Here is a 20,353-nt window from a genome sequence, read left to right on the forward strand (position 1 = left end):
TTGTTTTAAATAAAAGAGAATTCAGTTGTTTTCGGAGCTAATTTCTAATTTTGCAGATACTTCAATTACTTTGATTTCCACACGTGTAATATTTCCCCATCATCAATACCGAAACCATTCATTGTCTATTTGTAGCTATCTATTTTAAGCAAATAGTTCTATCCAATAATCATGTAAACACAGTACTTACTGCAATATTTTAACAGTTTTTAAGTTAAATACAGGCTATTTGGTTACCAAAGAAATAACACCCGACCAACTAATTCTAACTGAACAATCTTCCCCATGAAATACCTACTTACCATAATTATATTATTTGCAATTCTCATTTCTTGTACTAATGACGACCATGAATTAGAAAAGGTCTCTATAGACCCAATTAAAAATGACACGATTGCTGTTGATACCGCAAATGTGGATATCATAGCGAGTACAGACCAAGAATTTGCTGCAAAAAATTTCGGGAGCCAGCAAACCAGTAGTTTCATTGGAAAAATTACTGATATTGACGGAACATCCTTGGAAAAAGTCAAAATTACCATTGGTAACCAAACAACATTAACTGATGTTAATGGTGTTTTTAGCTTAAGTGAGGTTGCGGTACACGAGAAATTCGCATTTATTAAAGCTGAAAAAGCAACATATATTTTAGGTTCCAGAACTATAGTTCCTTCTTCCAATGGCAGTAATGTTGCTAACATAACTCTTCTTAAAAGGAATAGCATTGAGACGATAAATACAGGAAAAGCATCAGAAGTGAGTTTACCAAATGGAGCCAAGGTAAATTTTGCCGGTAGTTTTATAGATGCTTCCGGTGCCGAATATTCCGGAAAAGTTGAGGTATCCATACATTATTTGGAACCGAACCAAACGACTACATTTTCTCAAATGCCAGGTTCTCTTTTTGGTAAAAGGGAAAACAATGAGCCATCCGCTATGGAAACTTATGGCATGTTAGCCATTAACTTATACTCCCCTGCTGGAGAGGTTTTAAATATATCCGAAGACACCCCTGCAGTATTACATTTTCCCGTTTCTACTACAACGCCAAATGCGCCTTCAACCATTCCTCTTTGGTATTTTGATGAAACGGTCGGGTATTGGAAAGAACAAGGAGTTGCCACAACTATTGATGGAATGTACGTTGCAGAAGTAACCCATTTTACTTGGTGGAACTGTGATTTACCTCTCAACTCTATTAGAGCATGTTTTGAATTGAAAAAAGACGTTATTCTACCAAATACCCGTTTTAAGATTACAACATCATCAGATGACCAGCTTATATATACCAGCACTACAGACGAGCAGGGTTTAAACTGTGGTTTATTTCCGAAGAATGAAAAACTTACCGTTACCCTGCTTGGAGATTGTGATAATGAAAAACCGGAAGCATCTATAGAAATTGGGCCTTTTTTAGAGGATAGTCCATCTATTACAATTAATGTTACCGAATTGGCGGATTCCGCTTTTACTACTCTGGTTAGTACTGTAACTAATTGTAGTAATGCACCTTTAACTAATGGATATGCCCTTTTATATTCAACCAATAACAGCGATGATTCTAAAATTCTTCCCATACGTAATGGTGAAATTGAACAGCAACTCGTATATTGTAAAGAAGGAAACTATAGCATGGTTGTAATTGACTTGGATACTAATGAAGTTTCTGATGAAACTACCCTAACTATTATTGAAAATGGCATTACCAATTTAGGACAATTACAAACGTGTCCTGGTGAAGCAAGCAGCGTATTTGAAGGGTCTATAACTTTAACTACCCAAGAAGAACTAGATGCTTTTGGTGCTTTTGGGTATAGTGAGATTACCGGAGATATAAAGCTAGAAGGAAAAGAACATATTTTTTCTTTGGAAAGCTTAGCAACCTTAACCGCTATAGGAGGAAACTTGTATATAAAATCTGGAGTTCAGAACTTGATAGGTTTAGAAAAACTAGAAACAATTGGTGGTGATTTTTCACTTCTTCAGAATTCAAATCTTACGTCTTTAGCCGCACTTGAAAATCTAACCTCTGTAGGTGGTCTTTTATGGATTGATATTAACAAAAACCTTACCACATTAACTGGTTTAGAAAGTCTAACTTCTGCTGGTAGTATTATAATTAATAGCAATCAGAACCTTACCGCACTAACGGGACTAGAAAATTTGACCACTATTGATGAAAACTTATATGTTACCAATCATCTAAATCTAACGAACCTCCAAGGTTTACAAAATATAACGTCAGTTGGGCTTGACTTAACTATTCAAGATAATGATAAACTAACTACAATTGAAGGGCTAGAAAGTCTAAATTCCGTTGGAAGAAATTTTAGAATTAATGGCAACCCGTTACTTACGACACTAACAGGTTTAGAAAATCTAAATTCAATTGGTGACATACTATTTATTGGTACTAGTTTTCGTCCTAACTCAAGTTTATCTAATTTTTGTGCTTTAACCAATTTAATTACTAATGGTACCCATGGTGATGTCAGAATTTCGGATAACCAATACAACCCAACCTATAATGACCTTTATAATGGAGATTGTGATGAACACGCTCAAAGTGGAGGTATTTATGAAGGTTCTATTACGTTGACTACCCAAGCTGAAGTAGAAAATTTTGGAACCATTGGCTATACTGAAGTTACGGGTGATGTAATTATAGAGGATAGTGCTACGCCAACCATTACCTCTCTTGCAAACTTAGATTATTTGACAAAAATTGGAGGGTCTTTGACAATTTCTAAAACCGCCATAACCAATTTACAAGGTTTACAAAATCTCACTTCTATAGGGAACCGTTTAACCATTTCAAACAACAACAATCTTAACGTTCTTACAGGACTGGGTAATGTTACATCTATAGGAGGTCGTTACGTTACTATCACTAATAACAGTGCACTAACTTCGTTAACAGGTCTAGAAAATATAACTGAAATCAATGGTGAGTTGCGGATATCTTATAACAGTATTACTTCGCTAGCAGGTCTAGATAATATTTCATCAATTGAACTTGCCCTGATCATTACTCAAAATAGGAATCTTACCTCGTTAAGCGGGTTAGATAATCTTACTTCTATTGGTCATGGCCTTGTTTTATCAGGTAGTGCCTATAATACTGTTGGTCTGCAAATAGGGGCTAATCCTGAACTTACTACATTTAGTGGTCTAGACAATGTTACCACAATAAAAGGTGATTTAGAAATTAGAAATAATGCAAAACTCATCTCTCTTGAAGGGTTAGAAAATATAACTGAGATTCAAGGTCATTTGAGTATTTCCAAAAACAGTCAACTTACATCTGTAAAGGGTTTGAATACTATTACTTCGGTCCTATACAATGTAGCTATTTGGAACAATTCGCGACTTAACTCTATTCTAGATTTGGAAAATATCACTTCAATTGGAGCAGCTTTATCACTGCACGAAAACGGAATCACCTCATTAAATGGCTTAGAAAAACTTATCTCCGTAGGCGACAAAATTATAATTGGTGCATCCTATGATGAAGATTTCAATTTGATATACGGCGGCAACTATTCACTAACTAATTTTTGTGGTATAACAAACTTAATTAAGAACGGAACATATACTGAGGTTTTGATTGAGGAGAATGCTTACAACCCTACTACTAGTGACATTTATTCAGGTAGATGTTCACAGTAATAATATAGTAAGAACAATTGCCAAGAATTTTATAAACTGTTCTAGCCTAGTTTTTTGGTGAGATTTTCTGACCCTTACTATTTAAAATCTGAAAATAACTGTATTTGAACGTAATGGTTTCTATTAGTATTTTAGTGTCTTGCGCATGAAGCTCCTCAATATTCCAGCCTATAGGTAAAGCTTGCTCAATAACCCAAGCGCTAATAACCTCATGTTTAGCATCTAACAATTTAACAGTGAAATTTTCATGGACATATTTTTTATTATTGATAGTATCCATACACCAGGCAAGAAGTTTAGAGTTTGGTTCGTAAGCTCGCTTTAAAACAATATCTTGAAATTGAGCTATGGGCTCTTTACGCGTGTCATCTTTTACAAGCTTTACGCTAAGTCCATCTACAGATTGAAATTTATGGTCTAAACCATATTTATTGTTATGGAAATCCACAACAAAGTGCGTATTTAACGGCGGATATGTATTTAAGACTGCCACTATGTATGTTCAATTCTTAGACCTTCATGAGCAATCTCTAAAGTCTCAATAGCTATTTCGCTATTAGTGCTATGCAGGTTTGTAGATTTAAGGCCTATGGGCCATGCAGATTTTACAACCCATACTACTACGGGTTCATGACTTTCATTTAAAAGCGAGATGGTAATATCTCGTTTTTCCACACTATTCAATTGAATGGTATTTAGCCATTCGTAATACTCGTTATCAGATTTAAAAACACCTCTCTTTAGTATAATATTGGAATAGCGCCGCAAACCGGGAATTTTTAATGGAGCATCTTTTGGACTAGCACCCTCACGGTATTCAAGAACCTCTTGTTCAATATCTAAACCAGTGACCTCGGTAAAACCGATTCTAGTGCCTCCCCATTCGACTTTAAAATGAAAATTAACTAATGCATTTTCTGCCATAATGATTGTTTTATGTTCTAATTAACTTTTATAAGTAAACTGTATAATACAACTGCACAACGAAGAGATAAAAATGAATTCCTGTTCTCGCTTATATAAAATCTATAAATTCCAGAAAATTATTACAACGAAAATAAGCTTAGCCTTTTCTTTTTAAATGAAATATGTATGTGTTGATAGAATTAGTGTGTATATGGACCCTTTGTAGCAAAATTCTCTTCACAATAGTACCTTTTCCCCAACCATTAGAAAGCTAACTTTACCCCTTCGAAAGCCATTTTTTTAATTGGACCTTCAATATCATTTTTGTACACCCCTAAACAATATTCGAGTAAATTAATTAATTAAGAATTTTGGGGATTACTCTTCTAGTAATTCTATTGCGTGATGCTCTTAATAAAAATTACAGGGTCACTATTGATTTTACCGCTTCTAAAGGAAACGATGTGCGACCAGCAGATAAGAATGGAGAAATAATTAGACTATGGATAACTAAATAACAATCTAATAGGGTATATGACTTCTAAGAAGTATTCCATTAATCAGAACAAAACTTATTTTCGCCATGCAAATTCTATAGTACCAAGTGGATTGTTAACTAATAGACCAAGACAGTATGCTTGTATATAATCGCCCTCATTTATATCTACATTCAAGTTGCGCGCATGTTTGCCTGCTTCTCCTGAAAGTGTAATATAGGCTATGGAAGTGCTAGAATTATTTTTCAGGATTAAAAGGCTCCAACTACCTAAAGCATTGGCCTGTGCAGTAATTCCTGTAATAGTAGCATCGCGAAGCATACGGTAACCGTTGGCACTTGAGAGGGAATTGTGAGCTGTTAAATATTGATTGGTAGCAATAATACCTCTAGCCCAAGTCAAGTTTTGTCTATCCACACTAAGCCATTTACTTCTACTGCCGTCATAAGTATACAGAATACCCTCATCATCCATAAATATTTGACCGGTCTGTGTGCCGGTAGGAGTTGCCGTACTTGGTTTTATATTTAACGGAACTCCGGTACTTTCTATATCTAGTTGGGCATTAGGACTATTGGTGCCAATACCAACATTTCCCATAGTATAGATATTCTGATTGATATTCGTTGCGGTATTACCGGATGCCTCTTGAAACCAATCACTATCCTTAAGACTAGATAGGTCTGTACTAAACGATGTAGCTCCTTCATCTACCGTAAGGTTTGCTCCATCAAAAGAAACTGCCGTAATATCATCATCTACCGATGCGGTAAATTTCGTGTCCACATAGGTTTTTACAGCAAGTTCTGTTGGGAACTTTGTATTAGTGGCATCTGCTAAGTTGGTATCGGTTGATTTATTGACACTATCCTCTTTTTTGGACAAAGCATCTAAGTTTATTGTCAACCAAACCGTACCGTTATATATTTTTGTTACTTCGGCAACGGTATCAAACCAAATATCATTTTGCAATGGGTCACTTGGAGCAATAGGAGCTGCAGTGACAATAGTATTTCTCACACTTACCTGAGTTCCCTTGTGGTTGATGGCCATTGTTTCTTGAGCATACACCCCAGTTTGAAAAACTAGAATGATGATAGTACTCAAACGATATATGATTCGCGATATGATAATAGATAGTATTACTCGAATGGTTTAGTGACGAATTGTTTCTTTTAAATCCTGAAAAATAATGACGTTATCGCATCTTATTTAACAAATTGTACTTCTACAATATCACCTGCATAAACAGACCAATCATTTGGAACGGTAGTATTTGGTACCAGAGTAACGGTAGATGCTGCAATGGTATAATCTACATTCGCAATCAATTTAGCTCCATTTCTGTATACCCATACTTGGCTAAAAGCTGGCAATACCGGACTACCGGTCAAAGGATATGCTACTTGTGCTGCAGTGGCCGTAAAACTCTCTTGCCCGCTTTGAAGTAAATCTGTTGCTAATAATTTTTTAGTTGCTCCTGTAGCCTCATCTCTTACCAAAATAGTGTACCCTGTACCTGTACCATGATCAGATTCTGTAGTTGCATCTGTTGAAGCAGTTTCTGTAGTAATCAGTTCAATACCGTCAAGACCAAAAACATTTCCATCTGCATCTATAAAAGTATCATCTGTAAGTGTACCTCCCAATTGCCACGTTGTTGTAGTTACATTATTTGTAGTATTGGAAAGCATGGTTACACCATTCATAGATTGTAGGTACTTAATAGTTCCTTTGTTGTCTACTACACGTACTGCACCAGCGGTAACTGTAGTTCCTGGAACAATATCACCTTGTTTAGCGGTATCTCCAGTAGTTTGTTGCGCGTTTGTTATACCAAAGGTTAGCAGAATAAGAGCGAATATCCCTGTTTTTAATGCGTTTTGATACGTAGAGTTTTTCATGTTATTTTTATTTTAAAAGTGAATATTAAGATTGATTTATAGGTGTTTAAAAAAATTGAACTATTCTAATTTCATCATTTTCATAGCATATTACATTGGTTTCTAGTTTTATAAGGTTAGTTCCCAAAGCATCAAAGTCTATTTTAATCCCGTTTCTATAGACTGATATTTTTTTAGAATCCGTAATCGTTAACGGAGTGGTAAATTCTTGTTGCCCATTAACAGCAATGATCGTTAGCTCTTCTCTTTGTAGAAATGAGTTGGGAGCGGCGCTATGCACTACACCGGTTGTATTATCTACCGTAAGTATTTTTACATCGGTATGGGTTATATCAGAAAGTCCTTCAATAGCCAACGTATTAGTGTTACTAGTGGTTATGACGGTTGGCCGGGTTAAATTCCCGCCCAGTCCTATACTTCTTGAGGAGGTAATAGTGAGGCCATTTTCAACATTATAAATACCATTTTCTTGCCACATAGTGCCGTTATACGCAAATATATTTCCAGAGGTCTCGTCTACATAAATATCTCCTGCTACGGGGTTGTTCACAGTCATACTATTGGGTAACCCCTCCCCGCTTGTTGGGTTCGAATTTGTAAGGATCCACTCAAACCCGTTCCAAATATTTACCTTGTTAGATGCTTCTTCTATCCAAATATCTCCAGCAAAATTATCGGTCGGTGCGGAAGGAGCCGTAGTAACAACCACCCCGGAATTACAAAGGTTTTTCCAAAGTACACCATCAAAAGCAAATATGCAGTCATAATCTGTATTGTAAATCAATGCCCCTTTTAAAGGTGTGATTGCATTCATTTGTTCATTAGTTATACGTGTAGGAACAAAGGCCTTGGTTTGACTATCTAATTCTAAAATGGATGCTTCATTAATTGTACTGATATTATCGCCTATTTTAACTTGCCCCAAAGTGAGACATGTATAGAATACTAATGCTATGAAAACGGAATATTTCATGAATAGTAACAGGTTCTTGGTAATAGTGCAGAGTGAAAGTATCTACAAAATCAACTTAGTAGTAATTTTTGTTGTGATTTTATAAGAAAAAGATGACAAATATGTTAAATGTGTTGTAGGAAATTTTGAAGATCTTCAGGATAGCTCTTTTAAAACTTACTATACAAAAGGATACACTACTATAAACATTTAAAATATAAGGTATTTCACCATCTGAGGTTATACCCGAGCAAGCATAGGCGTATTTGGTTTTATGCTTGTTATAAAATAGTTGAAACTAGAACATCTTAACTCAATACTAATGACTAAATACCCCGAGGTGATTTCCCTAATCTGATTACTATTAGACGTCTATTCCTAAACAATTCATAAATTTTAAACCTTTACGGCTTCTTTAAGTTTATTCGTTTAGGGTATCGTCTCTACTCATTTGACCAATAAAATAGCCATTACCCCATGCGTGTGCTTTAGTGGAAATATGGCTTTTTTCGGTTAGTTTGTCTTTCTTTTCACGACACAGTTTAAAAAAGCGCTGATGAATAAGGATTTGGTGGTTGTGATTTTCAGTGTCTTTCTTTGTTTCAGCTGTACTTCCGATGATAATTTATTTGATCCCAATGCCATTCGTATTCCGGCCGAAGTGGTTGGTGAGGTTTCATTTACCGACCCCAACTTGGTTCAAGAAGCAAAAGACCTACACACACGACTACGGTCTATAACGCAACAAGGCATTGCTTTTGGTCAGCAAGAAGCCATTGGTGGTAGCATTGAAACGTTTGACCCCAATAGCCTGGAAAGTGACTTTAGTATTGTGGCCAATGATCACCCCGCCATTGTTGGATTTGATTTAGAGGGTTTGGAACTAAACGACCCATTAAATCCGGATTCTTCCATCAGGGATTATAGAAAGGAATGGATTGTTAACGCTCACGAAAACGGAAGTATCATCACCGTCTCTTGGCATGCAAGCAACCCCATAACAGGGAAAAACTCGTTTGATAGGGTTTCTGCCGTGTCTCAAATGTTGGAAAATGGGACTCATCGTAAAGTGTTTCTTCAGCATATGGAACGTTTGGCCCTATTTTTCAATGATTTAAAGGATTCTAACGGAAATCCTATTCCCATTTTGTTTAGGCCGTGGCATGAGATGAACGGCAATTTTTTCTTTTGGGGAGAAGGCCTAAGAACAACAGAAGAGTTTAAGCAATTGTTCAGGGATACGGTCACAATTCTAACGGAAGATTTTAACGTTCATAATTTACTGTACCTATATGCTCCAAATTCATTTTCTCACAGGGAAGAATATTTACAAAATTATCCTGGTGATGTTTATGTAGACCTCTTGGGTATTGATATTTATGATTTTAGCAATGGTGATTTTTTACAGAAGGCACTCCATAATTTAAAGATTGTTGAGCGCATAGCCATGGAAAAGAACATGCTTTTTGCGCTTACCGAAACTGGCCTCGAGAACTTACCGCAACACGATTGGTATACAGAAAATTTATATAAAGCTATAAGAAGCAGCGGAATAACCTACACCCTAGTTTGGCGTAACGCCGTTAAAACCCATTTTTATGTTCCCTATGTGGGGCATTCTTCTGAAAATTCTTTTAAGGAGTTTGTAGACAAAAATGTTATTCTGCTTAACAGGGATATTAAATAGGCATATCTAGCTAGTTATGTTTAATTGGTGTTGTCACCTTTGTTTAACTAATTTGTCAATTTAGCGTGTTTGTCATGGTTTAGTAGATACCTTGCAGCCAACATATTTTCAATACCAACAGCTCTTCTTGTAAATAACTCGGATTTTTTTGCTTTAAAACGTATAAAACACAAACCTTTTAAAAAGAACACCCCTTTACAAAATTTTATAGACTACCTTAAGTATGCTTTACTTGATAATCGAGATTAAATGCTCCGAGGTTTGCCTCTAAATCAAGGTGTTGGTTTCTCTTAGAAATAAATATCATTTGAGGCATCGAATGGATTCGAACCACTATAAAGACCCTTGCAGAGTTTTGCCTAGCCATTCAGCCACAATGCCCTTTTTACTTATTTTTTGCTTAGCTCCTCGTCATCTGAGGAATTCTGCCTATTAAGTAACTTATCCGATACTTTATAACTTGCAGAAAACTTCAAGTTAGCGTGTTGTTTCTTATAATCAGAAAAAGCCCTTTTATACCATTTTGCATCAGTCGCCTTTTTTCTGTAATCTTCATTTACTTTTACTTCTAGAAAATCTTCTTCTAACCTAGGTTTTATTTCGTAAATCCCAATTCCAAAATTTTCTATCCGTTCTAAAACGGTTTCAAAATCTGCTTCAGAAAAGTACTGTGTTGAATCAGAGTCAAAACCAGTATTAAGGTTCTTTAAGTTCTGAAAGATATTTTTATCAAAAAATTCTGCTTTATCCATGGTATACGTTCATATCAATTGGATAGTATCTTAATTGACAAACCAATTATCCGACAAAGTTAATACTCTTTTATCTAAACTTTGACATTCCCTTACGCCTCAATTTCTTGCATTTGTAAGAATCATTAAAATGTTAACTGTCTCAAGCTAAAAGGAATATAAAAATCGATTTTAAATTGTGAATATCTATTCGATTATTTGATATTATCAGCACATGCATAATCTTATATTTGGTTCCCCTAAAAGAAAAAGATATGAGTGCAACGTGGTATGAATGCAAAGTGAAATATAGAAAACTTGATGAAACATCAGGTACACAAAAGGTAAAGACAGAGCCTTTTTTGGTGGATGCTATTTCGTATACGGAAGCCGAAAGTAGAATAACCGAAGAAATGTCCGTTTACTTAAGTGATACCGATGAAATTAAGATTACCAATATAAAAGTGGCAAACTACGCAGAGATCCACCCTTTTGAAAATTCTGACCGCTGGTTTAAGTCTAGAGTATCTTTGATCGCTTTTGATGAGGAAAGTGGTAAAGAGCGTAAAACGAATCAATACCTATTGGTACAGGCAAATGATGTAAAAGAAGCGTATGACAATACGGTTGGTGTTATGAAGGATACCATGGGCGAGTATACCATACCTGCTATTTCAGAATCCCCAATTATGGATGTATTCCCTTATTTTTCTGGTGAAGAAGATGAACTGAAGCGCTTGGAGAAATTCAATGCGTTAAAAGATTCTGTTCCCGTAAATCTTGAAATGGATGAAAAACTGGAGATGGCCGATGTGCTAGTAGAAAGTGAAGAAGAGTAGTTCTCTAAAAATATACATTAAAAAAGGCTGTCCAATCATCTGTTAGACAGCCTTTTTTTATGTTTGGACATTTCGTTTTCATAGTTGATTTTCCTGTTTATACGCATAAGTTGCCCTTTCTCTATTTTAATTTAAATTTAATTGGTCGAATCGATGTAAAATTGAAAATTCTTTGAAAAATTTTTAAACAATTTGAATAATCATTAGGATTATTGCAATAAATACTGTATTATAAGGTAACAAAATAAAATAAATATATGAGGCAACTGAAAATCACGAAACAAATTACAAACAGAGACACTAAATCCTTAGAAAAGTACTTTCAAGAAATATCAAAAATTGATTTGATTACCCCAGAGGAAGAAGTGGAACTAACAAGAAAAATTCGTGAAGGAGATGATGTTGCCCTTAATAGATTAGTAAATGCCAATCTACGGTTCGTAGTTTCTACGGCAAAACAATACCAAGGAAGCGGATTACGACTTTCTGACCTGATCAATGAAGGTAATATTGGTTTGGTAAAAGCAGCCAAACGTTTTGATGAAACGAGAGGATTTAAATTTATCTCCTATGCCGTATGGTGGATCAGACAATCCATATTACAGGCCATTTCCAATCACTCGCGAATGGTACGGATACCGCTTAACAAAATAAGCGAAATCAGTAAAATCAATAAGGTGCATTCTTCTTTGGAACAAAGGCATCAAAGACCTCCTAGCGCCATAGAAATTGCTAAGGAATTAGATATGAATGCCGCTCAAGTGAAATTCGCTATGAAAAATTCTGGAAAGCATTTATCTATGGATGCCCCTTTTCAAGAAGGAGAATCTTCTAGTTTATATGACGTTATTCAATCTAAAGACGCCACTAGCCCTGATGCTAATATGATGGTCGATTCACTAAGAACCGATCTAGACCATATTTTAAATACACTCCCGGACAGAGAAAGTGCTATTATTAAGTTATACTATGGCATTGGCGAACGCAGCCCAAGAAGTTTAAGTGAAATTGGTGAACTTTTTGATATTACAAGAGAACGGGTAAGACAAATAAGGGAAAAATCTATCCGTATGCTCAGGAATAGGTCTCAGAACGAAATTTTAAAAGCATATCTGTAAACATACAGTTTTACATAATTACAAAAGCCGACTCGTTAAAAGTCGGCTTTTGTTTTGTCAACATAGGGTGTACTGTTTTGTCTATACCTAATTGGATATGTATTACGTGTCTATCTTACAACTATTCTTTTTCAACGTACTTTGTGCCAACAAATTATACTACATTCGTGTTTTAACCAACCACCATCACCCATGAATCACAGTCTGTACGTTTTATATATGTCTTTTTTTTGCTTACCCATTCTACTAATCGGTCAGGAGGGAAAATCGAAAAACACAACGCCCCAAAGACCCAATATTGTTTTCATTATTGCCGATGATGTTAATTGGAACGATATTGGCCCATACGGCCATAAGAATATCAGAACGCCCAATTTGGACCAATTGGCAAAAGACGGCATGTTATTTACCGATGCCTTTTTAACCACAAGCTCATGTAGCCCAAGTAGAACCAGTATTATTTCTGGACTATACCCCCATAATACGGATGCCGAACAATTGGCTTGGCCATTACCGGAAGACAAAAAAACCTTTGTTCAAGAGCTGAAAAATGCCGGATACTGGACCGGTTTGGCCGGAAAATATCACCTTGGCGAATCCGTAAACGATGATTTTGATGTGTTGTGGGAAATGCAATGGAATGACAACATTGGATTAAAAGGTCTGGACAGAAGATTAGTTGGCGATGGTAGTGGTTGTGATGATTGGATCAAGCTATTACAAGAAAGGCCTAAAGACCAGCCGTTTTTTACGTGGTTAGCCTCTGCTGATGCCCACAGACCTTTTTATGAGGGTATTATTGAGAATCCACACGGACCGGAAGATGTGATTTTACCGCCTTATATACCTAATACGGACGGGGTTAAAAAGGACTTTGCTCTGTACTACGATGAGGTTTCTAGAATGGATGAGTATATAGGTAAAGTAGTGGCGGAATTAGAAGCGCAGAACGTAGCCAACAATACCATTATTCTTTTTGTTTCGGATAATGGGAGAGCTTTCCCAAGAGATAAAACTACGTTATACGAAGGCGGTATAAAAACCCCTTGGATCATTAAATGGCCCGCAAAAATTAAAGGCGGACAAACCAATACGGAATTGGTTAGCTCTGTGGATATAGCACCAACTTTTATGCAAATGGCAGGATTAGAACCCTTACAGGAGTTTGACGGCCTTAGTTTTATGCCTTTATTGGAGAACAATGATATAGCGATTCGCGATGAAATATATGCCGAAGACCATTTTCATGATTATGAAGATTATACCAGAGCAGTACGTACCAAACAATTTAAGTACATAAAGAATTACTATGCAGATTTACCGAATACACCTTCGGCGGATATTATTAGAGGTTTGGGTTGGCAAAGCATGCTTGAGGAAAAAGAAAAAGGGACCTTGAACGAAGCGCAACTTAAATGCTTTATTACCCCTAGGGATACCGATGAACTTTTTGACATCATCAAAGACCCCAACGAACTGAACAACCTGGCAGGCAACCCAGAATACAGGAGCGTATTGGAGGATTTAAAATCTAGATTGGAGAAAATCAGAACCGCCACTAATGATGTACTTCCTACGGAAAGAACTCCGGATGATTTCTTCAGGGAAACAGGCTTGCCTACCAAATACCGCATACGCCCAAGACCCTCTAAAGCAGTTTATATGAAAGCTCGAGCAGAAGGTGAAGTTTTGGTGAATCCTGATTTTTAGTGATATTAATAACAAGTTCCCAAATCTTGTTATTAATACTTAAAATGGAAGGTATTTCTATATGTTCTATTGTAAAATAGATACTTGACATTAAAGGTATGGTCCTTTTGAATGTACAAACTACGTATCTAGACCCTAATAGGTAAGAGTTCACCCTTATAAACCTATGTTGTAAAATCATCTATATGTAGAGGGAAGAATCCTTTAAAAAGTAAACTACCTCGGGGGCACACCCACTAGGCATCAAAAGGAAAATACCACGATTAAGAGACAAGTCTTGGAGCAATCAATCTGGATTATCTAGTAAATTTAATTTTATTCAATCTGAATATTATTAAGAAAATACATCTCATAAATCACTGTTAATTACTACTTAACAAAATCACAATTAGCATTTATTTTATTCTTGGCCCTATATATTTATGACTTAAAATCAAGAAATGATAAAACATCTACCCCTATTTCTTTTTTTAGGTTGTAGCCAATTACAGGCCCAAAAAAAAGAACAAACCCTATTGCCGGAATCTTTTTTAGATCGTACAGAATTCAAAGCAGGTTATTTTGGTAACATCTTTTGGAATAACGGTATCAACGTTGGTACAGAGTACTTATGGAAAGAAAACTCAAGGATTAAAAAGCGGAAAAGAGGTGACAAGACCATCACACATCAATTTTTGTTAAATGGAAACTTGGGTGCTACCACCAATTTTTTCAACAAAACAAATACCGGTCTTTTTACGAACTACGGACTAACATGGCGCAGAACAAATCACAAGGGAAAACAAATTAGTGTGGAATTTAATCCGTTAGGATATTACCGTTCATTTTTACCCGAAACCTATGAAGTAAAAGGGGATAATGTGGATAAAGTTTTTCTAGCAGGTAGAGGGTATTACTCACCCTCACTCTCCATTGGTTTTGGAAAACAACGAAAAGGTAAAAAGCTCACAGGGCGATATTTTAACGTAAATATTTCTGTGCGTACAGACTATAACGCAGGTTCTCTACCGGTCGTTTCTTTGGAATATGGCTATCGTTTTAATTTTAAAAAGAAAAAATAATGCACAGATATACTTTAAACCTTATGAAGCCACTTCTACTAGTAGTTGCATTGTTCAGTCTTTTCTCTTGTTCTAATGATGATGAGATAGATAATTTAAGTGAAACTTTTTTTGTGCGTCATGAAAACGCAGATATGCCCGCTTATGTTCATGGCAACGCCACAGAAAAAATTTTTCTGATTGTATTGAACGGAGGCCCGGGAGGTTTTGGTTTGACCTACAGGACAAAAACCTTTATAGAAACAATTGAAGAAAAGTATGCCGTAGTGTATTTTGACCAACGCGGTTCTGGTGTTTCCCAGGGCAAGTACTTAGAAAAAGAGGTTACTGTAGATCTAATGGCCGAGGATGTGCTAGCATTGACCAAGGTGATTAAAGAAAAATATGGTGATGATTCTAGAATAGTTTTAATGGGGCACAGCTGGGGAGGCACTTTAGGCACTGCTACGCTATTGAAAGATCAAGATGATTTTTTAGGTTGGATCGAAGTGGATGGGTCTCATGACCCTAGGGAAATGTACTCGGAATATACCACCAACCATACAAAAACAGCAAACGAACAAATAGCTTTAGGCAATAGCGTTGACTATTGGGAAACCGTACTGCAGTTAGTTGATAGTGTTTCACCTACTTATGACGAAGATAATTTTTTTGATTTAAATCGGGAAGCCTTTACTGCAGAAGAACAACTTGTAGAAGATGATATTATAAATGAGGAAAAATGGGAAGATGAAATAGGAGTTAACTACAACGTATTCATGGCCTTATGGAACTCTGGCCAAATTTTAAAAATTCTAACAAACAATGGACTATGGGAAAATATATCATACACCGATAGACTTTCTGAAATTACAATTCCATCTTTGATTATTACTGGAAAGCATGACTTGATAGTTCCTACTAAGTTTGCGGAAGAGGCATTAGCTAATATTGGGTCGGAAGATAAAGAACTTCTGGTTTTTGAACGTTCAGGCCATAGTCCTATGGCCAGTGAAAAGGAGTTGTTTGCAGAGAAGATACTTGAGTTCATTGATAGAATTAAATAAGTAAGTTGCAGAGTTTGATTAATAAACGGTACAAAAAAAGCCCAATCTTAGATTGGGCTTTTTACAAATTATATTGGTCTGATTCTATTTCAAAAGGAAATCTTCCTTCTTAAAACCATTATTGAATTTTATATCCGTCATAGTGTACTCACCACTTTTTACATAACCCCCTTCTTTATTGGGCATATAGCTCTCACGTACGGTAGATAGTAACACACCATCTACGGTTTCGTAAGTCAAGGTCATTTTTAAAATGGGTTGGTTGATACCAAAGGCTGGTAATGAAAAGAAAAACTGATCTACCAAATGTGTTTCTGGATTGAAATACAGAATATATTCATCGTTTTGCTCTTTTTTGGTCACATCGGCATTGTAAGTCAAGCTTACTTTGTCATAGGTAACATCATCCACTTTTTCGGTGCCAAGGTATTTATAGTTTGTTCCTGGGTTCGTTAACTTGTACATCATTGCAAACCAGTAAAAATTTACCTTACGCAAGAAAACCGTTCCTCCAAGTGCTTTTGGGTCGGTAATACTTTTACCATCTAATGTTAGGGCCGGCTGGTTATCTACTAGCGATTGTACCGCTACTCCTTCTTGTTTGGGCAGTAAATTAATTTCATGTTGGTCATACGAACCCCAGGACTGTTCACCATTAAAAATATAACGTTCGGTGGAGACATCTTTACCTTTGTCAAAATTGTCATACACATAGTGGTATTCCACATCTTTTTTAGCGGCTAAAGTTCCGTAACCCCCATTCACTTCTTCCAAAGCATCCAGTAACTCGGTTACTTTAGCCTCAGATTCCTGAGCATTTACCGTACCTACAGCTACAAAAGCCATTAAAGTTCCGGCTAATACGTTTTTAAGTTTTGAATTCATCTTTCTATGTTAAGTATTGTGTTTTTAATTGAGCATTAGTCTGTGACATGCACAAACCTTACAGGAAATAGATTTTTTAATGCGAATCACCTCCAAAACATCCTTATGGTGATGTTTCTGTCTAGAACCGAATCCAATTAAAAGCACGTTCGTTTCGCTACTTTCCTCCTCAAAAACGGATTCACGAAAAAGCAATATCTTTGATATTCCTATTCCGTAACCAAATAGCACCCAAAACTATGGACACTAAACCGCATATTATAGTCAACGGTCACAAGCATGTGCTCTACCAAGAAAATGTACTATCTCAAAAAGAATTGCTCAAACAAAGTCAGGCCCTCTATTCCTATTTAAATAAAAGAAGGTCTGTTCGGGAATATGCGGATACGCCTGTACCTAAAGAGGTTATAGAGACTTTGATAAAAACAGCTTCAACTGCTCCTTCTGGTGCGCACAAACAACCTTGGACGTTCTGTGCGGTATCTAACCCAGCGCTTAAAACACAAATTAAGGAAGCTGCGGAAGCGGAGGAAAAGGAAAGCTACGAAAGCCGAATGAGCGACCGTTGGAAAAAGGATTTGGAACCGATGGGTACGAATAGGTACAAACCTTTCCTGGAAATTGCTCCTTGGCTCATTATCGTTTTTAAAAAAGTACATGACCTGGATGAGAACGGCGAAAAAGTAAATAACTATTACGTTAACGAATCCGTAGGTATTGCCAGTGGAATGCTCATTACGGCTATACACAATGCAGGTTTGGTTACTTTGACCCACACCCCTAGCCCAATGAATTTCTTGGCGAAGCTATTAAACAGACCTAGTAATGAACGTGCGTTTTTATTACTTCCCATAGGTTATCCAAAATCACCCACCTACGTTCCGGATATTAAAAGAAAGCCGTTAGATGAAGTTGCGGAGTTCTATGAGTAAACTACCTCGGGGCAAGCCCACGAGGCATTAAAAGGAATACACTTTGATTTCGAGGCAAGCCTCGGAGCATTTAATCTCGATTATCGAGTAATGTCTGAAGGTTCTATAAGCCGCTTGTAAAAGTGTCACTATTTTTACGGAATGAGCCCGCAGAAGAGGCTACGAACGTATATTTTTCGTGATATCCATAAACATCAAATATGGATACAACACATTAAACGGGAAATATGACAAAAGACGATTTATTAGGAAAAGAGATGAGCAACCTCTACGCCATCGCAAAACAGGTCAACCACTATTTTAATGGAAGCGATATCAGCTTTCTTAAGACGAGAGTACAAAATCTATTGAGCAATTACGTAAAGTTTAGCTGTACGCATGAAGAACAGACCGCAGAAATGCTCAGAAATCTTCAGGTAAACCCAGGTAATACTATAGATTCCATTGTGAATGAAATGACAGAAAATCTGGACGAAATCGTCAAAAGCGACCTTAGTGATTCCGTAAAACAGTTGAGCTACGAACTGTCTCTGAACCGACTCATTTCATATCATAGAGCCAATATTGAAAATATTCAGCATTTGTTGTAAATAAAAAATATCTATTAGTTCTACTGGAGCCGTTTAACATTAATCCGCTATAGTCAAACGCTTATTTTACAGTCACGTCACAGATTTAGACTCTTAATCTTTAGATTTAATTGTGATATTTTAAATTGCACTAATACAAATACTTAAGTTTACATAGAATTCTATAAGAGTAATACTTCTTATTAATTTTTAAAATCTTCCTATCCCAAATATTTGGTTGTAATTTTAGGGGTAATAAAGGATGTCGTTACGCGAAGTTTCGGAATTTTAAGAGTAGCTAAATTGCTCAGCTTACAACGTCCTTCTCTAGCGAAGTATTTTTCTCTAAAAGAAACTGAATCCTATCCATTAGGTTGGCAAGTTCTACAGTCTCTTTACTATCTAGATTGCTAATATTAGAGGCTACTAATTCCGTAGAACGACTATCCAGTTTTTGATATTCCGCTCTTCCCTTTTCGGTTAAGTTAATGACGTACGCACGTTTGTCTGTTGCGGAGCGTGATTTTGTTAAAAGGGACTTAGAAATCAATTTTTTGATTACCCTGCTCAAATATCCCTCGTCCAGCTTCAACATTTTATTGATTTCCGTTGCTGTGGTGTTCGGTGTGGCATTCACTTCATTGATGATGTGTGCTTCCGTAAGCGTATAACCACTCTTGACTACGGTATTCTCCAAGAGCCCTATCGCCCTAACATAGTATCTATTGAATGCCCGTATCCGATCTATCGTTTCTAATCTCATAATCCAAATTTACATTAATTACTTGCTTTTGTCAAGTATTAATATTTATATTTGCCTGAAGCAAGTATTTTTTATTCCCTTTATAACTAATCCGAAAACAAGAATATGGCAAAAGCTATTCAAATATCCAGTTATGGTGCTCCAGAGGTATTAAAATTAACAGACCTCTCTCCCATCACACCTAAACCAGATGAAATTGTAATTCGGCAAACGGCAATCGGTATTAATTTTCATGATATTTATGTACGTTCCGGATTGTATAAAACACTCTCTTTACCAGGAATTCCGGGAATTGAAGGTGCTGGCGTCATTACAAAAATTGGCAGTGAGGTTACTTCTTTTTCTATAGGCGACCGTGTTGCGTACATTACTTCTGGTTACGGCGGTTACGCTTCTGAACGAAGCCTTCCTGCAGCCATAGCCGTCCCCATTCCCGACAGTATTAGTGATGTTACCGCTGCCTCGGTCATTCTGAAAGGGCTAACGGTACAAATGCTTGCGAATAAAGTGGCCCGGATTCAAAAAGGTGATGCTATTCTTGTGCATGCTGCTGCGGGCGGTGTAGGTCAACTTTTGGTTCAGGAAGCAAAAAACAAAGGCGCAACGGTTTTTGGTACAGTGGGGTCCGATGTCAAGGCAGAAATCGCAAAAAACAAGGGCTGTGACCATATTATACGGTACAGGGAAGAAAATGTCTATGGCCGCGTTATGGATATTACCAACGGTACAGGCCTGAGAATCATTTACGATAGTGTTGGGAAAGATACTTTTCACGACTCACTGGCTTCCCTTGATTTTGGAGGCCATTTGGTGAACTTTGGACAATCATCAGGACCTATCAAAAACTTTGAGGTTTCCATGCTGGCCAAGAAATCCGCTACCCTTTCCCGTCCTATGATTTTTCATTATGTCCGCAAACGGCAAGAACTTTTGAATATGAGCCAGACCCTCTTCAAGGCAATTGAAAAGGGTGACATCAAAACTACCGAACCACTTCAAATGCCATTGAAAGAGGCTTCAAAAGCACACGAGCTCCTAGCCTCTAGAACACTCACCCAATCCATTGTACTCATTCCATAAACTA

Annotated in this window: 18 protein-coding genes and 1 tRNA gene; 10 read left to right on the plus strand and 9 right to left on the minus strand. The window is 36.6% G+C overall.

The window, feature by feature from the left end; genetic code table 11:
* Window positions 1–285: 285 nt before the first annotated feature.
* Window positions 286–3,669, plus strand: coding sequence for an autotransporter outer membrane beta-barrel domain-containing protein (locus tag IWC72_RS16440; RefSeq protein WP_194530511.1), 3,384 nt, complete (start codon window positions 286–288; stop codon window positions 3,667–3,669).
* A gap of 46 nt (window positions 3,670–3,715) precedes the next feature.
* On the opposite strand, the gene IWC72_RS16445 is transcribed toward IWC72_RS16440, so the two are convergent.
* From IWC72_RS16445 to IWC72_RS16465, 5 genes are all read right to left on the minus strand, one after another.
* The gene (locus IWC72_RS16445) at window positions 3,716–4,162 is read right to left on the minus strand and encodes a phage tail protein (protein WP_194530512.1); all 447 of its coding nucleotides are present in this window, start codon (window positions 4,160–4,162) and stop codon (window positions 3,716–3,718) included.
* A complete protein-coding gene (locus IWC72_RS16450; RefSeq protein ID WP_194530513.1) occupies window positions 4,162–4,593 on the minus strand; it encodes a phage tail protein in 432 nt (143 codons plus the stop codon). The genes IWC72_RS16445 and IWC72_RS16450 overlap by 1 nt, the downstream gene beginning before the upstream one ends.
* A 554-nt stretch (window positions 4,594–5,147) precedes the next feature.
* The gene (locus IWC72_RS16455) at window positions 5,148–6,179 is read right to left on the minus strand and encodes a hypothetical protein (RefSeq protein ID WP_194530514.1); all 1,032 of its coding nucleotides are present in this window, start codon (window positions 6,177–6,179) and stop codon (window positions 5,148–5,150) included.
* Window positions 6,180–6,280: 101 nt separating this feature from the next.
* A complete protein-coding gene (locus IWC72_RS16460; protein WP_194530515.1) occupies window positions 6,281–6,976 on the minus strand; it encodes a hypothetical protein in 696 nt (231 codons plus the stop codon).
* A 46-nt stretch (window positions 6,977–7,022) separates the two neighbouring features.
* Entirely contained in the window at window positions 7,023–7,949 is a 927-nt protein-coding gene (locus IWC72_RS16465; protein ID WP_194530516.1) for a hypothetical protein, read from the minus strand.
* Between the two features lie 535 nt (window positions 7,950–8,484).
* On the opposite strand from IWC72_RS16465, the gene IWC72_RS16470 reads away from it, so the two are divergent.
* Entirely contained in the window at window positions 8,485–9,615 is a 1,131-nt protein-coding gene (locus IWC72_RS16470; RefSeq protein WP_194530517.1) for a glycoside hydrolase family 26 protein, read from the plus strand.
* Window positions 9,616–9,925: 310 nt separating this feature from the next.
* On the opposite strand, the gene IWC72_RS16475 is transcribed toward IWC72_RS16470, so the two are convergent.
* Window positions 9,926–9,996: transfer RNA gene (locus IWC72_RS16475), tRNA-Cys, on the minus strand.
* Window positions 9,997–10,004: 8 nt separating this feature from the next.
* Window positions 10,005–10,367, minus strand: a complete 363-nt coding sequence (locus IWC72_RS16480; RefSeq protein ID WP_194527274.1) for a hypothetical protein — start codon at window positions 10,365–10,367, stop codon at window positions 10,005–10,007.
* Window positions 10,368–10,621: 254 nt separating this feature from the next.
* Between IWC72_RS16480 and IWC72_RS16485 the strand changes: the two genes are divergently transcribed.
* The 5 genes from IWC72_RS16485 to IWC72_RS16505 all read left to right on the plus strand — a co-directional run bounded on the left by IWC72_RS16485 (window position 10,622) and on the right by IWC72_RS16505 (window position 16,120).
* Window positions 10,622–11,185, plus strand: coding sequence for a DUF4494 domain-containing protein (locus IWC72_RS16485; protein ID WP_194530518.1), 564 nt, complete (start codon window positions 10,622–10,624; stop codon window positions 11,183–11,185).
* Window positions 11,186–11,442: 257 nt separating this feature from the next.
* Window positions 11,443–12,303, plus strand: a complete 861-nt coding sequence (locus IWC72_RS16490; RefSeq protein WP_194527276.1) for a sigma-70 family RNA polymerase sigma factor — start codon at window positions 11,443–11,445, stop codon at window positions 12,301–12,303.
* 219 nt (window positions 12,304–12,522) lie between these two features.
* Window positions 12,523–14,013 (plus strand): sulfatase family protein, encoded by a 1,491-nt coding sequence (locus IWC72_RS16495; RefSeq protein ID WP_226979605.1) that lies wholly within the window; start codon window positions 12,523–12,525, stop codon window positions 14,011–14,013.
* A 440-nt stretch (window positions 14,014–14,453) separates the two neighbouring features.
* Window positions 14,454–15,074, plus strand: a complete 621-nt coding sequence (locus IWC72_RS16500; protein WP_194530520.1) for a hypothetical protein — start codon at window positions 14,454–14,456, stop codon at window positions 15,072–15,074.
* A gap of 23 nt (window positions 15,075–15,097) precedes the next feature.
* Window positions 15,098–16,120 carry an alpha/beta fold hydrolase gene (locus IWC72_RS16505; protein ID WP_194530521.1) on the plus strand — a complete coding sequence of 341 codons (1,023 nt, stop codon included), beginning with the start codon at window positions 15,098–15,100 and terminating at the stop codon, window positions 16,118–16,120.
* Between the two features lie 84 nt (window positions 16,121–16,204).
* Here IWC72_RS16505 and IWC72_RS16510 read toward each other — a convergent pair whose 3' ends face one another.
* A complete protein-coding gene (locus IWC72_RS16510; RefSeq protein WP_194530522.1) occupies window positions 16,205–17,005 on the minus strand; it encodes a DUF6503 family protein in 801 nt (266 codons plus the stop codon).
* A 239-nt stretch (window positions 17,006–17,244) separates the two neighbouring features.
* Here IWC72_RS16510 and IWC72_RS16515 point away from each other — a divergent pair, with 239 nt between their 5' ends.
* Both IWC72_RS16515 and IWC72_RS16520 read left to right on the plus strand, forming a co-directional pair.
* Window positions 17,245–17,937: a nitroreductase family protein gene (locus IWC72_RS16515; protein ID WP_194530523.1), complete on the plus strand. Its 693-nt coding sequence runs from the start codon at window positions 17,245–17,247 to the stop codon at window positions 17,935–17,937.
* 227 nt (window positions 17,938–18,164) lie between these two features.
* Window positions 18,165–18,527, plus strand: coding sequence for a hypothetical protein (locus IWC72_RS16520; protein ID WP_194530524.1), 363 nt, complete (start codon window positions 18,165–18,167; stop codon window positions 18,525–18,527).
* A 286-nt stretch (window positions 18,528–18,813) separates the two neighbouring features.
* Here IWC72_RS16520 and IWC72_RS16525 read toward each other — a convergent pair whose 3' ends face one another.
* A complete protein-coding gene (locus IWC72_RS16525; protein ID WP_226979607.1) occupies window positions 18,814–19,269 on the minus strand; it encodes a MarR family winged helix-turn-helix transcriptional regulator in 456 nt (151 codons plus the stop codon).
* A 105-nt stretch (window positions 19,270–19,374) separates the two neighbouring features.
* Here IWC72_RS16525 and IWC72_RS16530 point away from each other — a divergent pair, with 105 nt between their 5' ends.
* The gene (locus tag IWC72_RS16530; RefSeq protein ID WP_194530525.1) at window positions 19,375–20,349 is read left to right on the plus strand and encodes a quinone oxidoreductase family protein; all 975 of its coding nucleotides are present in this window, start codon (window positions 19,375–19,377) and stop codon (window positions 20,347–20,349) included.
* Window positions 20,350–20,353 lie beyond the last annotated feature (4 nt).

It is taken from the genome of Zobellia roscoffensis, from assembly GCF_015330165.1.
Taxonomy (GTDB): Bacteria; Bacteroidota; Bacteroidia; order Flavobacteriales; family Flavobacteriaceae; genus Zobellia; species Zobellia roscoffensis.

Excerpts from the sequence above, each read along its gene's own strand:
- IWC72_RS16440 (WP_194530511.1), top strand. The coding sequence starts at position 286 with ATGAAATACCTACTTACCATAATTATATTATTTGCAATTCTCATTTCT.
- IWC72_RS16450 (WP_194530513.1), bottom strand. The coding sequence starts at position 4,593 with ATGGCAGAAAATGCATTAGTTAATTTTCATTTTAAAGTCGAATGGGGA.
- IWC72_RS16460 (WP_194530515.1), bottom strand. The coding sequence starts at position 6,976 with ATGAAAAACTCTACGTATCAAAACGCATTAAAAACAGGGATATTCGCT.
- IWC72_RS16465 (WP_194530516.1), bottom strand. The coding sequence starts at position 7,949 with ATGAAATATTCCGTTTTCATAGCATTAGTATTCTATACATGTCTCACT.
- IWC72_RS16470 (WP_194530517.1), top strand. The coding sequence starts at position 8,485 with ATGAATAAGGATTTGGTGGTTGTGATTTTCAGTGTCTTTCTTTGTTTC.
- IWC72_RS16480 (WP_194527274.1), bottom strand. The coding sequence starts at position 10,367 with ATGGATAAAGCAGAATTTTTTGATAAAAATATCTTTCAGAACTTAAAG.
- IWC72_RS16485 (WP_194530518.1), top strand. The coding sequence starts at position 10,622 with ATGAGTGCAACGTGGTATGAATGCAAAGTGAAATATAGAAAACTTGAT.
- IWC72_RS16490 (WP_194527276.1), top strand. The coding sequence starts at position 11,443 with ATGAGGCAACTGAAAATCACGAAACAAATTACAAACAGAGACACTAAA.
- IWC72_RS16495 (WP_226979605.1), top strand. The coding sequence starts at position 12,523 with ATGTCTTTTTTTTGCTTACCCATTCTACTAATCGGTCAGGAGGGAAAA.
- IWC72_RS16500 (WP_194530520.1), top strand. The coding sequence starts at position 14,454 with ATGATAAAACATCTACCCCTATTTCTTTTTTTAGGTTGTAGCCAATTA.
- IWC72_RS16505 (WP_194530521.1), top strand. The coding sequence starts at position 15,098 with ATGAAGCCACTTCTACTAGTAGTTGCATTGTTCAGTCTTTTCTCTTGT.
- IWC72_RS16510 (WP_194530522.1), bottom strand. The coding sequence starts at position 17,005 with ATGAATTCAAAACTTAAAAACGTATTAGCCGGAACTTTAATGGCTTTT.
- IWC72_RS16515 (WP_194530523.1), top strand. The coding sequence starts at position 17,245 with ATGGACACTAAACCGCATATTATAGTCAACGGTCACAAGCATGTGCTC.
- IWC72_RS16520 (WP_194530524.1), top strand. The coding sequence starts at position 18,165 with ATGACAAAAGACGATTTATTAGGAAAAGAGATGAGCAACCTCTACGCC.
- IWC72_RS16525 (WP_226979607.1), bottom strand. The coding sequence starts at position 19,269 with ATGAGATTAGAAACGATAGATCGGATACGGGCATTCAATAGATACTAT.
- IWC72_RS16530 (WP_194530525.1), top strand. The coding sequence starts at position 19,375 with ATGGCAAAAGCTATTCAAATATCCAGTTATGGTGCTCCAGAGGTATTA.